16 protein-coding genes and 1 pseudogene are annotated in these 15,557 nt (G+C 33.0%); 8 read left to right on the forward strand and 9 right to left on the reverse strand.

Annotated elements, in window-relative coordinates; genetic code table 11:
* Window positions 1-46: 46 nt before the first annotated feature.
* From IR083_RS10615 to IR083_RS10625, 3 genes are all read right to left on the reverse strand, one after another.
* A complete protein-coding gene (locus IR083_RS10615; protein WP_194224309.1) occupies window positions 47-1,255 on the reverse strand; it encodes a site-specific integrase in 1,209 nt (402 codons plus the stop codon).
* Between the two features lie 574 nt (window positions 1,256-1,829).
* A complete protein-coding gene (locus tag IR083_RS10620) occupies window positions 1,830-2,846 on the reverse strand; it encodes a helix-turn-helix transcriptional regulator (protein ID WP_194224310.1) in 1,017 nt (338 codons plus the stop codon).
* A gap of 10 nt (window positions 2,847-2,856) precedes the next feature.
* The gene (locus IR083_RS10625) at window positions 2,857-3,753 is read right to left on the reverse strand and encodes a hypothetical protein (protein WP_194224311.1); all 897 of its coding nucleotides are present in this window, start codon (window positions 3,751-3,753) and stop codon (window positions 2,857-2,859) included.
* A gap of 109 nt (window positions 3,754-3,862) precedes the next feature.
* Here IR083_RS10625 and IR083_RS10630 point away from each other — a divergent pair, with 109 nt between their 5' ends.
* The 8 genes from IR083_RS10630 to IR083_RS10665 all read left to right on the forward strand — a co-directional run bounded on the left by IR083_RS10630 (window position 3,863) and on the right by IR083_RS10665 (window position 11,542).
* A complete protein-coding gene (locus IR083_RS10630; RefSeq protein ID WP_194224312.1) occupies window positions 3,863-4,612 on the forward strand; it encodes a DNA polymerase beta superfamily protein in 750 nt (249 codons plus the stop codon).
* On the forward strand, window positions 4,609-5,667 hold the full coding sequence (locus tag IR083_RS10635; RefSeq protein ID WP_194224313.1) for a DNA polymerase beta superfamily protein: 1,059 nt from the start codon (window positions 4,609-4,611) through the stop codon (window positions 5,665-5,667). The genes IR083_RS10630 and IR083_RS10635 overlap by 4 nt, the downstream gene beginning before the upstream one ends.
* A 7-nt stretch (window positions 5,668-5,674) precedes the next feature.
* Window positions 5,675-6,460 carry a hypothetical protein gene (locus IR083_RS10640; RefSeq protein WP_194224314.1) on the forward strand — a complete coding sequence of 262 codons (786 nt, stop codon included), beginning with the start codon at window positions 5,675-5,677 and terminating at the stop codon, window positions 6,458-6,460.
* A 68-nt stretch (window positions 6,461-6,528) separates the two neighbouring features.
* Entirely contained in the window at window positions 6,529-7,833 is a 1,305-nt protein-coding gene (locus IR083_RS10645) for a hypothetical protein (RefSeq protein ID WP_194224315.1), read from the forward strand.
* A gap of 9 nt (window positions 7,834-7,842) precedes the next feature.
* Window positions 7,843-8,772, forward strand: coding sequence for a 5'-nucleotidase (locus tag IR083_RS10650; protein ID WP_194224316.1), 930 nt, complete (start codon window positions 7,843-7,845; stop codon window positions 8,770-8,772).
* On the forward strand, window positions 8,773-9,957 hold the full coding sequence (locus IR083_RS10655) for a hypothetical protein (RefSeq protein ID WP_194224317.1): 1,185 nt from the start codon (window positions 8,773-8,775) through the stop codon (window positions 9,955-9,957). It begins immediately after the preceding gene.
* Between the two features lie 17 nt (window positions 9,958-9,974).
* A complete protein-coding gene (locus tag IR083_RS10660; protein WP_194224318.1) occupies window positions 9,975-10,628 on the forward strand; it encodes a hypothetical protein in 654 nt (217 codons plus the stop codon).
* Complete coding sequence (locus IR083_RS10665; RefSeq protein ID WP_194224319.1) at window positions 10,625-11,542, forward strand: AAA family ATPase; 918 nt, start codon at window positions 10,625-10,627, stop codon at window positions 11,540-11,542. Before IR083_RS10660 ends, IR083_RS10665 begins: the two co-directional genes overlap by 4 nt.
* A gap of 80 nt (window positions 11,543-11,622) precedes the next feature.
* Here the strand turns inward: IR083_RS10665 and IR083_RS10670 are convergent, their stop codons facing one another.
* The 6 genes and pseudogenes from IR083_RS10670 to IR083_RS10695 form a co-directional block, all read right to left on the reverse strand.
* A complete protein-coding gene (locus tag IR083_RS10670) occupies window positions 11,623-12,321 on the reverse strand; it encodes a DUF1097 domain-containing protein (RefSeq protein ID WP_194224320.1) in 699 nt (232 codons plus the stop codon).
* Window positions 12,318-12,857 (reverse strand): hypothetical protein, encoded by a 540-nt coding sequence (locus tag IR083_RS10675; RefSeq protein ID WP_194224321.1) that lies wholly within the window; start codon window positions 12,855-12,857, stop codon window positions 12,318-12,320. The genes IR083_RS10670 and IR083_RS10675 overlap by 4 nt, the downstream gene beginning before the upstream one ends.
* Before the next feature lie 8 nt (window positions 12,858-12,865).
* The gene (locus tag IR083_RS10680) at window positions 12,866-13,921 is read right to left on the reverse strand and encodes a winged helix DNA-binding domain-containing protein (RefSeq protein WP_194224322.1); all 1,056 of its coding nucleotides are present in this window, start codon (window positions 13,919-13,921) and stop codon (window positions 12,866-12,868) included.
* 62 nt (window positions 13,922-13,983) lie between these two features.
* A pseudogene (locus tag IR083_RS10685) lies at window positions 13,984-14,505 on the reverse strand (type II toxin-antitoxin system death-on-curing family toxin); the annotation flags it as partial.
* A gap of 40 nt (window positions 14,506-14,545) precedes the next feature.
* Entirely contained in the window at window positions 14,546-15,130 is a 585-nt protein-coding gene (locus tag IR083_RS10690; protein ID WP_194224323.1) for a hypothetical protein, read from the reverse strand.
* Window positions 15,131-15,211: 81 nt separating this feature from the next.
* A complete protein-coding gene (locus IR083_RS10695) occupies window positions 15,212-15,556 on the reverse strand; it encodes a hypothetical protein (RefSeq protein WP_194224324.1) in 345 nt (114 codons plus the stop codon).
* Between the last annotated feature and the right edge of the window lies 1 nt (window position 15,557).

A 15,557-nucleotide genomic window follows, 5' to 3' on the forward strand; every position in this document is an offset into this window, starting at 1 on the left:
TTGTGTAAAAGCTTAGATCCAATCTGTAATAGATAATAACTAAGGCTTAATCTGACAGCTGTGTCTCCAAAATTGCCATTTCCTTGCTTATTTTAGTGCTTGTTATTTGAGCATATATCTGAGTTGTCTTTACATTGGTATGTCCTAGCATCTTGCTTACTGCTTCAATGGACACACCATTACTGATTGCCAAAGTGGCAAATGAGTGTCGGGACACTCGAAAAGTCACATTTTTCTTGATATTACACAAATCGGCAATTTCCTTCAAATATTCGTTGGTTTTTTGATTACTTTTTATAGGAAATAAATTCTTATTAGGGGTATTTTCATCTTCATATTTTTTTATAATCTCAAGAGGTATCTTCAGTAACGGTATATTTGACTCCAGTCCTGTCTTTTGTCTCAATATCATAATCCATAATTTTTTATCTGGACCAACCTTTATATCGTCACTTTTTAAAGAACACATATCTATGAATGATAAGCCTGTAAAGCAGCTGAATACGAAGTAGTCCCTGATTTGTTCTAACCTTTTGCTGAGAAATTTCTTACGCCAGATTTTATTAATTTCATCTTCATTTAAATATATCGGACTAGTTTTATCTAATCGATAATTGAACAGTAAAAATGGATTTTTATCTATTAATCCTATTTTACATGCATAGCTTACGATGGATGCTAAACGCTGTACATATTTTATAGCTGTATTATTGATACAGCTATATTTTTCTCGAATAAAAAAATAGAATCGCTCTATAAAATACAAGTCTATTTTTTGTATATGAATATCATCTGTGCCAAGTTCACTCCGCATAAATTCAATAACTATATTTAATGTCAATTCATAACGACTCAGAGTTTTTTGATCAAGTCTAAATCCGGTCTTGGTCTTAAAGAATTTCAGTTGTTTCTTAAACTGATAAACCAACATTAATTCCCTAGAGTTATCTATTCCCAGAAAAGTATTCTTTAGGTATTGGGCAGATAAGCCCTTCCCTTTATTCGATGCCTCCAGATAAGAAGTGAATAGTTTTGTCCTTATCATATCCAAACGGTTATTTATCTGATTAGCGAACTGCTTCTTTCCAATAACTTTCTCTGCCTTCTGATCCCATATTGCGGGCTTAACATCTAAACCGCTACTGAATTGTACTCTTTCCTTATTAAAGGTTATCCGAATCATTATAGTAGAGTGTCCATTTTTTTTAGGTTCATTTTTTTTTATAAAAAATAGAACCCTGTATCTATTGTTCATTCTATTTAGTTTGTGTTTTGTGATTGATTCTGTGAGATATATACATAAAAAAGTACCTCAAAAATCTATCACAAAAAGAGTCGTTTTTTGTAACAAACTTACGCTCTTTTATCTGTCCTTATAAAAATAAGACACTGTTATTCAACTAAATAACAGTGTCGCATTCTTTCTATTTTAATTTTATATAAATTTATATCTATCTCATTTTTAATTATTTAACTAGCAGTGGGTTAATAACGGTTCCGAACCCTGGGTCTATAATCCGCCATACATACATCATGCGAAAGAATTTAAAAAAAACGTGTAACGAATATGTAATGCAAATTTGTAGACTATTGGAGTCGATATATTATATGCTGACTACGTCAAATGTAAATATAAGTTAACTATTGATTTTTTGTAATCACATTTATTTTATAATTTTATATAATATTGTAAAAAATAATCAAATAAACATTGTGCAATTTGACTAAAATACTGTAAACAAATTTCCACCTCAATGTCCATTAAGGTGTTTACAAATATAGCTTATAGCTACTATATAAGATGGCTATTTATTAGTAACTTTGGGAAGTTATATATCTCTTTCGTATCGTTCCTTTGCCAGCCTAAATTTCCATCCCATAAATTCAACTAAAGATTGCGGAGATAAAACTTTTATAGTATCCACGTATCCAAAGAATTCGCGTTGCAGTTCCTGATTGATAACTACATTAATTTCGAATACTTTAGACCCGTCTTCGTATTCTTCAACTACTTTCTGGCTTTTATGAAAAGGCTTGGTTTGCACATAAGGTGCATTTTCCTTATTTACCCAAAAGCGTACGGTTTCGGTTTTCATGCCGACATTCTTGGTTACTCCTACTAAATCTTCAAAGAAAGTCTGAGGGTTGAATAAGTCATTCTCTACAAATTTTTCTTTTTCTGCTATCTCTATATTATGTATCCGATCCAGTGCCAGATTGATTAGATTTCCCCTCCTGCGACCGAATACAAACCATCTGTTACGATATTCTTTTAATAAGTAAGGATAGAATAAGAATGTATTTGCTGACCGGGCTTTGAATGACCGGTATTTTATGCTTAGTACTTGCTTGTTAACAATAGCGTGATAAATAATATCAAGATAATCCAACCCTTTTAGGCTTTCATTTTTCTCGAAGTCTATAACGGGTATAGTTTTTTGTTTGGCCGAAGTAACATGATCCTCCAAGCGACTGACAATATCGCCCATACCTGAGAAATAGGAGAATCCTTTGAACTGACGCAAAACCTCAACAGCCTCTGACATGGTTTTTAGGTCTTGTTCAGACAACGGCGTATTGGTTATGCTGTAATCCTCATCTTGGTATTTATAATATTTATTGTCATATACTACTATAGGTGCATTATAGCCTAACTTTTCGCTCCGCATCATTTGAATGTCCATTTGGACTGTGCGTTTACTGATACCTTTGTCTATTCCTTCATATTCATACAAAGCATCCGAACAAGCATCTATCAGGTCTTCAAGTGTCCACTGTCTATATTTGTTTCGTAGACAAGTATCTATTGTCTTATAGCGAATGAGGGCATTACGGTTTACTGGCATGGTATTATACTCAATCTGTTTTTATTTCTTTAAAAAGACTGTCTAAGATGTCTTTGTTTTTAGAATACTTATAATAATCTTTATCTCTCAAAATAGAGCCTAATAACAGTTCATGATATTCTTTTTCCGATTTATCTTCTTTTTTAATACATAGCAAATGATTCAAGAGTACCTCATAATATTTACCTATAAAGTAATTTTTATAACTTTCTTTTCCTCTATTTGTATAAATAACCATTTCAAAATCAGGAAAATTGAAATCATTATACTGATAGTATTTTAATCCATTGAATTTAGGATATTTCTTTATATTATCATAAGCTCCTTTAGTATTCATCGGTTTTGCAATATTTATTAACCTCCAAATCTGTTTACCACAAAACTCCATACAACGTAAAAACAGAATACCCTTCTCTGTATCATTCTGTAAATTATATTCATTCAAACGAAAATCAATTTTAGACATATTAAATGGCTTTACTTTATTTCCATATGAGGCAAACAACATGCTGTAATATCTATCAATCATTTCATATCTGGGAATAGTAATATTTAATAGACTATCGACTATCTGCTCATTCCTTACTGGTTCTTTGGCATGGAGATTATAATTGACAGAGCAAACAATGTAGATGTTTTTCAGAGTCTGTTCATCAGGCAAAGTTAAATAAGCTTTATCAATAATTTTTGTTTTCGGAATTATGGTTTGGATAATGAAATCTGTAGTTGCCATTAAATCCTCTGAGCTGTTCTCTTTTAGATTTTTCACATAGTCATCCGTAGGGGTATTCACAAACATAAAATTTTTGTATGCTTTACCTAGCTCTATAAGTTTCGGTTGTTCATTTTGAGCATGCAGACCAAATGTAATCAGGAAGAAGATAAAAAAAGAAGTTGTTTTCTTCATAAGATTTAGATTTATGGGTATTTATTCTCAAAAATAATAAAAATATATTTCATTACGCAAAAATACTGCGTACGCTGTATTTTACTTTGTATCATCAAAGTAAATAACAATGAAAGCAACTATACAACAAAAACTAACTGAAATAGAAAAAGCTTACGGAATAAAAATACTTTACTCTTGTGAATCTGGTAGCCGGGCATGGGGATTTCCTTCACCTGATAGTGATTATGATGTGAGGTTTATATATTCACGACCAATAGAGGAATATCTAACCATCAAGCCAAAGAAAGATCATCTGTCTTTTCCGATAAATGATGAATTAGACATATATGGTTGGGATATATCAAAAGTGCTACACCTGATAACGAAGTCGAACACGACACCATTCGAATGGTTGCAATCGCCTGTGGTTTACAAAGAAGATACCACATTCAAAGATGAACTGTGGACACTTTGTCAAAGCTATTTTTACCCTCGCAACAACATACATCATTATCTGGGTATAGCACGTGGAGCGATGGAAACTATGCAGGGAGAAGATATAAAAATAAAGAAACTGTTTTATGTACTTCGACCAATGCTTGCAGCTTGGTGGTGTGCAGAAAAGAATACAATAGCTCCAATGAGCATCTATCCATTAATGGATTTATTGACAGATGATTTGCGAAAAAAGGTTTTATCTTTGATAGAACTGAAATCAACAGCAAATGAAAGTTATTTGATAGAAATAGATCAAGATATAAAAACATGGATAGATCGGACATTTGATTATTGCATGGAAGTTTCGTTACAATTAGCAAAGAAAGACTTTGATCAAAAGATATCTGATGAGTTTTTCAGAAAAGCAATACTAATATGACTATACAAGAAATAAAAGATAAAGGGCTGCTTCTTTTCGAATGTGTAAGCGGTAGCAAAGCATATGGATTGGATACCCCTCAGTCGGATACTGACCTGAAAGGGGTATTCTATCTGCCCAAAGATCAATTCTATGGATTGGAATATATACCTCAAATAAGTAACGAGACCAATGATGAGGTGTTTTATGAACTGGGGCGTTTTGTAGAGTTGCTTTGCAAGAACAATCCAAATCTACTTGAATTACTAGCTTCTCCCGAAGAATGTATATTATACAAACATCCATTGATGGAGAAGTTTCATATAAATATGTTCTTGTCAAAATTATGTAAAGATACTTTTGCTGGCTATGCTCTCACTCAGATAAGAAAAGCAAGAGGATACAAAAAGAAGGTTGTGAATCCTATGGAAAAAGAACGTAAAACAGTATTGGACTTTTGCTATATAATGGATAGTTATCAGTCCGTGCCGGTAAAAGAATGGCTTGACAAAAATGGGTATGCTCAAGAAAAATGTGGGCTTAGCTCCATCTCTCATGCAAAAGGAATGTATGCCTTATTTTATGATTCTCAAGATGAATTTGGCTATCATGGTATAGCCGTAAAAGAAACTGCCAACGAGGTGTCGTTATCATCTATACCTAAAGGTCAACAAGCTCTTGCCTACCTGTTTTGGAATATGGAAGCTTATTCACTCTATTGCAAAGAGTATAAAGAATATTGGGATTGGGTGGAAGAACGCAACGATAATCGCTATCAGACAAATTTGAATCATGGAAAGAATTATGATTCTAAAAATATGATGCATACCATCCGCTTGTTGCAAGTAGCGGAAGAAATATTACGGGATGGAAAACTGAATGTAAAACGACCGAACAGAGAACAACTACTTGATATAAAATCCGGAAATATGGATTATGATGATTTATTGACTATGGCTGATAAGTTGATGGAGAGTATAGAGTCATATTGTTCTATATCTTTTTTGCCTACTGCTCCTGATAAGGATTTAGCAGAAAGGGTATTGGTAGAAATGAGAGAAGAATTGTATAAGTAATATCAGAATGGCAAAAAACAAGAAAATAAATAGATTTGATCAGTTAACAGATAATCTGACCAAAGAATTCTTAAAGATTCCGAATTTCAATTTGGTATTAGAAAATGAATTGGCAAACAAAGTATTCAATATGACAAGCTTTAGAATGATGGAAATCATATCTTATAAAGAACTCGTCTGTAATAGCTTTATTCCTGCTGTAAACAAATCGATTTATATAGGAAAAAATGAAGTGAGAAACTCACGTCATAAAAATTTGATTGATATTAAAAGCTTTGACTTTGAAGAAACATTGTTTGACACAATAAGGTTAGCTTATGTAGGTTTATTTCACAAACTAGAGAATTATATAAATGAAGTTGAAACTATAATAAACTTAATATTTCAGAAAGAAGTTTTTGAGACAGAAGTGACCGTATCTGAATGGGCAAAGGAAAGATTCCAGTTTAATCTTAAAGATTGGAGACAATTTTATATTACATCAAAGATTAATTGGATATGTAATTGTGTAAAGCACAGAGATGGGTATCCAACTAAAGATCCAAAACCTGTAGGCTTTCAAGCAATAGATGAATCTTTAAGAATAAGAATAAAAGTTGACGAATTTAAAAAAGATTGTGATATGCTTATTGACTTATACCCTCATTATTTATCAATTATGACAAGTATAGCAAAGCATAAAATGTTTTATGAGATGACTCTAAAAAACACAAATACAGAAGTAGAATATTTAAATAATGTTATAGCTCTTGAATCATTAATAAAGGGGCAACTAAAAATATTAAAAGATTAGCAATATTACGCAAAAATACTGCGTACCTCCTATTTTCCTTTGCATCATAAATCAAAGAACAACCAATTATGATTTTAAAAATTAAGAGCCAAAATGACCGATTATTGGATATCCTATATAAAAATCCGAATACAGATAATGGGTTATATTTCAGACCATTGAAGAACGGACAAATTGTGGGTAATGTAGTCAATAAGAATTATTACGAAGTTATATTTCAAGACACAAAATATAGCTATATGCCCGAAGAAGCCAATCAGATAGATTATCAGAGCTATTGCACGCCATTAGCCGTGTTACATATTTGCAATGAGCTATTCGCCCATATATTAAAAAGTAAGAATGAATTTTCCTCAAAAGATATTCAGTGGCTTGGTATTACTCAAGGTGAAGCCGATATAGAACCTTGTGTTATTGAAATACTATCGTTCTATATTGATTCCAACTGGTACAGAAACGGCAGGTTCCTGCCAACCAAATATTTTGAGGGTGTAAAAGTCACACAGCAGTCTAGTCGTATTTTTAACCTTACGATTTCGGCTAAAAGTATATTCGAAGCATTTAATCTATTGGCTTTAGTCTCACTATTTACACATGTGACTAACGATTATGGAATGTTTACTTATATTGATGACAGCCTTGCCCAAAAGTACGGACGTATATTGACTAACATTGATAATGTGCCTTATTTCGTTTTCTATCTGTTTATAATGAAAGCAGTAAAATCGGAACGGCAATTTAATGAGTTAAAACCCGTCTTTGAAAATTATCTGGCAAAATACGGATTAGAAGCTAATCTAGTTTTACAAGGAACATATCTACAACGAATTCATTTTATAACCAATCTATTAGAACGGGATATTCCAATCTTGGATATTGGTTGTGGTGAGTTTACATACTATAAAAAGATGATGAATAAAGAGTTTTCATCTATATATTATGCAATAGATCATGACGAAAGGTTTGAAAGGCTTGCTGAAAATGTATCAAGACGATATGATGAAGATAATCTCGTATTCATGAATTCACTAGAAGAATTCGATTCTAAAGATTGTGTAAATATCCTGCTAACTGAAGTTATTGAACATAATCCGATAGATGTAGCAAAAGAATTAATACAAGAAGCTTTGTCATACAATTTTAATAAATTAATTATTACAACACCGAATGCAGAATTTAATCAGTTCTACAATATGGAGACAGAGTTTCGTCATGATGACCACTATTTTGAGCCTACTCGACAAGAGTTTCTTAATCTGATTGCAGAATGTACCGAAAGTAAAGATATAAATATTGAATTTTTCCAATTGGGAGACAATTTAAATGGTATTCAACCCACTCAAGGTTGTGTAATAACAAAAAACAATAAATAACTTTTATATATGCCATATCCAATAGATAAGAAATTAGTAATAGCTGTAGCATCAAGTGCTTTATTTGATTTATCTGAATCTCACCAAATATTCAAAGAGAAAGGTGTAGAAGAATATAAAAAATATCAAGAACAAAATATAGATAGAACCTTTGAAAAAGGGGTCGCATTCCCTTTTATAAAGAGACTACTAAATTTGAATAATATATTTTCAGAGGAGCAACCAGTAGAAGTCATATTACTTTCGAGAAATAGCCCTGAGACAGGTCTTCGAGCTTTTAGATCCATAAAGAAATATGATCTAAATATTACTAGGGCTGCCTTTTTCTCAGGCTCATCCCCTTATGAATATTTACCCGCATTTAATACATCCTTGTTTTTATCTGCTGATGAAAATGACGTAAGAGCCGCATGTGAGAATGGTTATGCAGCAGGGAGAGTATTGGATGCAAGAATGGAAGATGACGAAAGTGATGAATTAAGAATTGCTTTTGATTTTGATGGAGTCATAGCTAATGATGATGCTGAAAAAGTTTATCAATCTAAAGGGATGGAAGCGTTCCACTTATCTGAACAAAACAATGCAACGATACCTCTTAAACCAGGCTTATTGGCTAATCTTTTTGCAAGAATAGCTATTTTTCAAAAAATGGAGTCTAAGAAGATGATGGAAGATAGAAATTATAAAAGAATATTAAAGACTTCTATAGTAACAGCAAGAAATGCACCGGCCCATGAGCGTTTAATCAATACTTTAAAGAGCTGGGGCGTAGACGTAAATGAAGCTTTCTTTTTGGGAGGTATTGATAAGGCTAGAGTACTAGACGTAATGCATCCCCATATATTCTTCGATGATCAATTAGGGCATTTATCTCATTTGAAAAATATTCCTGCAGTACACATTCCATTCGGAATTACAAATACACAAAAAATAAAATAAATGGAAGACCTAAAAAGACTAAAAAATAGAATAGATTGGTTTTGTGAGAATAAAGTAAATGCTTTTTCTCCAACCATATCCCCTGCACCTAAATCACCGGAACGAAAGGAGATTGAGAGTATCGACAAGGCTGTCCGCTATTTTTATAATAATGAAATAAAGGAGATCGTTGTCGAAAAAAAATATATGGGATCATATTGCGACATCTACTTAAACAAAAATTTGGAAGATACTTATTTTGTAAGTCGCAATGGGCACAAAATAGACCATATCGATTTGGATGCTGTAAAAGAAGCTTGTCGTGAATTACATGCTCGTTTCGATTGGACTAATTTACAATTTATAATAATTCAATCTGAATTGATGCCTTGGAGTTCGATGGGTAAAGGACTAATAGAAAATGAATTTGGCGGATATCTAAATGTACATCAAAATCACTTTGAACACCTCGCAAGTTCCAATTTGTATAAAAAGATCGAATCCGTAAGAGAATCAGAGGTCTACAAGCAATTCATTGAAGATAAAAATATGCTGTCGACCAAGGATCTTAGAGCAAAATATCCGTACCATATCATCCGTCAATATGAATCTCTATTTGAATTTAAGGTGTTGGATTTGACTGTTTACAAGCAAAGCATTGATGTTTACGAAACTCAGATCAATCATTTCGGGCAACAGGGAGATATTTATTTCAAACCTTTCAATATTTTAAAGAAGGTATTTGATGACGGTTCGGAGGATTTTGGAAATGACAATCTCAGTTATAAGGACGTAAATGATGATGAATTTTTGTATCTGTCGATAGATAATGATATAGAATTAGATCAATCAATAGAAACTGTTTATTCTTGGTTTGCCACATTAGAGAAGAATAACGAAGAAGGAATAGTTATCAAACCCCGGCAAGCTTTTATCAAAGGAATGCCCCCAGCTTTCAAAGTGAGAAATAACCAATATTTGACTATGATATATGGTGTCAATTTCCATGATCAATATAGCTACTATATATCTAAACGTAATATTGGACGAAAACTGGAATGCTCTATCAATGACTGGATGCTGAACTGGGAATTATTAAAAGTCCCATACCGAGAGATTAACAAAGAAAACTATTTCCTCAAGAATCTAGTTTTCGACCGTATTATGGGTGAAAAAGCAGAAGCCGGATTGGATACAAGATTATAAAATAAAAAAAAAGCATTATGGCATTTGGAAAAGGTCGAGATAATAGAGTTGCTTTTGTAGAAGATTCTATTCAAAATGTAGCACATATAGTTACACAAAGCATACATTTACTCGAGAAGGAAATAACTATAGAATCAGAAAAGATTAAGAAAGAAGCCAAGCAGTTTGGAAATGGAGATAAAGAAATTGAAATAGATATCGCTAGTTACTTATATGAGAATAATCCCATTAGCATTTGGGAAGAATACATTAGTGATCTTCGTGGGGCGCACTTCTGCTCAATTTATAATATGTTCGAGAAATTACTAAAATTTATACGAATTGAGTTTGATATAATCGAAGGACAAAAAGACAAAAAGAAAAGTTATGTTTATAACGAAATTTCCTACATAAAGGCATATTTAGCTATCGAATCATTTGATGCAGAGTTGGAAGGATTAATAGCTAAGATAGAAACTGAATATAAAAATATTAGGGTCAATATCACTCATGGCGAAACTAAAAAACTAGGATACCTCAAAGAAATTTTAAAGGATGAGCCTAGTATTAGTGTTAATAAAGTAACCGTGATTTTTCACAACAACAAATATTTAAATATTCTTATTTCAGATATACAAAAAGTAATCATATTGATTGCAAGACTTGTAGAAGAAAAATCCAAAAAACAATGAAAAGAAAAAATCCAAAACTATTAATATTAATAGGTGCTCCTGGTTCGGGGAAGTCAACCTTTGCAAAATATTTTATCCGTACTGAAGAAAACTGGATGCGTCTGTGCCGTGATGATTTTCGCACTATGCATTTCACATATTCAAATCTTCCTCCACACGAAGAGGGAATGATAACGGAAATGTTGGATGCCTCAATAGAAGTTTTGTTGCGCAAACGCTTCAACGTATTGCTCGATGCTACACATTGTAAATCTGAATATCTGGATCATTATATTGAAAAGTTCAATTATTTAGCGGATATTTCATTCAAAGTATTTGAAACAGAAGCCAAAACGATTACCGAACGGTGCGAAAAGAGAAATAAAGAAATCGGTAAATATATCCCGACTAACGTTCAGAAGCGTTATATGAAAGAGTTGGAAGAATTGAAAAAGATATTCGATTTCTCGACTCGACCTTTACAAGACAATCGTGTATTGACCATTAAGCAAGACATATCACTTCCTAAAGCGATTATTTGTGATTTGGACGGAACATTAGCTTTAATGAGTCATCGCAACCCATTTGATGCAAGCTCTTGTGATGAGGATGAATTAAATATCCCTGTTGCCAATACACTGAAAGTTTTTGCCAAAGAAAGATATGAGATACTACTTGTATCAGGAAGGGAAGACCGTTTTCGTGAACCAACTCTTCGATTTTTGGAAAGATATGACATTCCTTATCATCAGCTTTGGATGCGTCAATCAAAAGATTTTCGAAAGGACTCCGTTATCAAGGGTGAAATTTATGAAGCTGAAATTAAGAATAAATACTTTATTGAATTCGTTTTGGACGATAGAGATCAAGTGGTTGATCTTTGGCGGAAAGAATTAAGACTGCCATGTTTTCAGGTGAATTATGGAAGCTTTTAAAAATACAGAAAAGCTGATCTTTTATAAAAAACAAAATAGAATAATAAACTTTAGTTTCTTTTATCAGGGATTAGCTTTTATCATTTCAGCGAGAGACTGTTATTCAACTCAATTTTAAATTTACTCTCATCGAAAGTTAATTTTTTTCTTATCGTTTCTATTTCGATATCTCTCAAGGACTTTGCAAATACCGCTTTCAGAAAACAAGCTATTTCTTCTTGTTTATTTCTCATTATCGGTTTGAAATGATTCCAGATATTCCAACCATAATGGTATAGATCATAAGTGCTAAGATCGTGGACTATAGCGAATTCTATATCATCGAATCCAAATCCATTGTAATAGTCTGTAACATACTTACATATAAGATTTATATTTTCGTCTGTGGCATAAGGAGCAAAAGTTTCCCGCGTATATTCAAGAGCCGTCTCCAATAACCTTTCTTTATATAGAAGTTCCTTTTGCTGATGTTTTTCACGGATGATATCAAGGTCTGATTTAGGCTCTTCTATGAATGTCTCAACCTGTTCAGAAATAATATTTTCTTCTAAAACAGGTTCGCGTTCTTGATTAGTCTTACTAAACCGTGAAATGAGAAACTCCAGATAAGATATAAAAAGAATTAGGCATACAACAAATACAATAACAAATACGAGATTTGCACCAAAAGAGTCAAATCCCAATCCAATAAACAGATACCTAAAAACGAGAGCTATTAAGCCAATCCCCATTGCCCCACAGATGATTAAAAAGATATTATCGGGATCTTTGTAGTTCATATACTAATATTTTGTAAGCTTTTCCCTTTCGGAATTGCTTTAAGAATATTCTTTTGCACTGACCTGATAGCCGGACATAATTCCCCTTCCATCATCTCAAGAGTAGTTTTCAATTCCTGGGTTAACTCAGGAATAGTACGACAGAGCTCGTAAGCTATTTTCATACAGAGAGACTGAACACCCGGTAATTCTTTAACTGAGAGCATTCGCACCAGACAGAAATCCAGAAAATCAACCCTCGGAGGATTTGATAAGGGCTGTTTATAAAGCAGATTGAGGATAACCCTCCGTTTACCTCCATGCTCACACATCATCACTTCGTTAACAAGCTCATCATGTTTTTCATACAGCCATTTATTAGCTTCCGGAGAAAAATGTGTAAAGATCCAAGCCGCATGATATCCTATTTTTTCATCTTCTCCAATAACTAAATCATATAATTCTTGCTTTCGCTTATCACTTTGTTGGGTTAAACGAAGTATTTCATGGATATCATCCATACCAATCCGCTCCGATAATTTAGCTTTGAAATTCATTGCTATTCTTATTTCTTAATATAATCCTGGAACTTCTTCTCTTCTAAGGCAAGTAACTCCTTATCTATTTTGAACTTACTATCCCAAAAAGAAATATCAAAATCAATCCCTTTCGCTTTCTTAATCTTTTTCCAATTACCTACACCATGGCCATTATACAGTATAATTGATTGAAATATACCATAGTTATTAAAAGCTTTCGGATGATGCTCTAAGTCTAAAACATTTGTCCTATCCTTGTAGCTGATAAGATACTCATCATATGCAGGAAGGAAGTGAAGTATATTTGTATCCGAAGAAGCGCATTCATTATAGTCTTTGTGAATATATAATTCAGTCGAACCGAAGTGATCTTTTATCAATTCATTGTCAATTAGGCTAAAAGCGTGTCTGCAATCTTTGATCGTCAACCCCGACCACCAGACAAAATCTTGTAAGCTTGCAGGAGAATGACTCTGCATATATCTTTGAGCTAGCTTAGCCAGCGCTTCATCCTTGTGTATATCTTTGCTTTGGGGAGCTCTTTCGTCCAGTAGTGCATATGTTTGTTTTTTCTCTTTCAATGAACCACTGCATATAATGCCATCAGCTTCAGCCAACATTGTAAAGAGGTATATATGCCTTTCGGTAGCCCTGAATCCTGCTTGCTCGAATGTTTTTGTAATCTCGTCCTTAGTCTGATGGTTATTGTCCCCCAGTGTCCTCTCTAGCAGTTTATAACATTTTGTAAGTTCCTGTTCATCAACCTTCAGATCTTTTACATATTTCCATGCGCCTTTAATTCGCTCTCCTGTCAATTTCAGAAGCCACCTGATATCGTCTGAAGAAACAAAATGCCAGGTTGGGCGCATGATATGGGTTCGAAGAAAATCCCCTCGGTTGAAAGCGCCTTCGATATCTTGTTCTGTACATTGTTTCGATCTGATAGCAATAGCCCATTTTGCCATAGTGAAATCCTGAGCTTGCATTGCTCCCATCCACGACACCACTTCTTTTGGTGTATCCAATGTCTGTTTTAATAGTTGTTGACTCTTTAGCCGTATGTTTTTTATAGTAATATTCATATGTGGGATGTTTACTTTAAATTTATCTTATTGCCTGATTTTCAGTTTTGTTGTTACCCCTATCAATTATTCTGGTTTATCAGATTCACAATAACTTTTACCATAATATCTTTTTCCTCTGTACGGCTTTCCGCAATCATCAGAGTAAGAGCAACGAGCGTATTGTTTTCAATAAGTCTTGTGCTGTCACTTTTGTACAGAATACCATTTTTCTCTAAAAACCAAAGGAATAGGAATGCTGCAATTCGCTTATTTCCATCGCTGAATGAATGGTTTTTAGTCACTAAGTACAGTAGCATAGCTGCTTTTTCTTCTATGCTGGGATATAACTCTTCTCCTCCAAATGTTTGATAAATGGTACTGATTGAACTTTTGAAAGACTGGTCTTTCTCATTTCCGAACAAACCTCCACTTCCAAACTTATCTCTCAATACATAGATAGCTTCCATCGCATTGTCATAATTCGCTCTGAAAGGTTCATCGACCGTCGTTTTTTCAATCTCAAGTTTTTGATAATCGTATCTATCTAAGGTGTCTAAAGCATAGGTATAGTCTGTTATGACACGCAGTAGTCCTACTCTTTCATTCTCTGATAAAGTATTGCCACTTTCCACTTTTCCTTTATTATTCATGGCTATTCTGATTTAAAAGGTATTCTTCTTTTATTTTTCTGATTACTTCAACAGGGATTCTTCGCTCTGAATCAACGACCTGTAGTCCATCGTCCATATAGAACTGTATCGGATAATTACCTACAAGTTTATCTAAGTCTAGCTCTACACCTAGTAGTATGGCTTCTTCTTCATTATAAAAATCCTCTCCTGATTGATATCTAATTTCTAATTTCTCAAAATCGAAGATATGTTTCTCTGTTTTAAAAGGCTTATTGACTAACACATATTCTAGCTTATTAGGGTAAAGTATAAATATCTCTAACCCTTTTCGTTTCCACCAATAGGAAGAGAAAAAATAAAGGATTACAAATATCTCTAAAAGTGATACAATACTATTAATTAGAATAAATTTCAGTGTAATATCAAGTATGGGCAGAATCAAGATTAACATACCTATGTGAAAAAGAAAAAGTCCAGAAAATAATACGATACAGCCTAAAAATAGTAATTGATTACAGTTTTTAGGGCTAATCGTGAGTCTGAGTGTATCTCCTTTTCGATCAAAAGTATATGGATATAGTACTTTCTTTTTCATATAACCTTTTATTAATTCTTCTATAATTATAAGTTTTATTATTTCAAACTTATTTTATTTGTTGACTCTCTTATATTGAATTTATAATAATCCATCTTTCCAAGCATAGTAACATCCTTGACTGAAAAGTCTAGCAGAATTACTTTCATTGATCCAAGAATATTTTTCATTTATATATGACAGTACAATTTCCTTGAGTTGCTCCGACTCAATTCTTTTTTTCTCTAATGTTTGGTTGATAAATAAATTTATATCTTTCTGTACTTTTTTCGAGAATGAATCTAAAAAGTCTGCTTGGTTTAAACTCAGACTCGGTAGCTTAAGCATTATTCGTTCTTGTATTGGAGCCAACCAATGTTCACCCCATTCCAGAGTTAATTCAAGGCTCATATTTAATATATTTGAGTCAAAGTCCTTTATCTTCATA

This window comes from Dysgonomonas sp. GY75 (assembly GCF_015234155.1).
GTDB classification, from domain to species: domain Bacteria; phylum Bacteroidota; class Bacteroidia; order Bacteroidales; family Dysgonomonadaceae; genus Dysgonomonas; species Dysgonomonas gadei.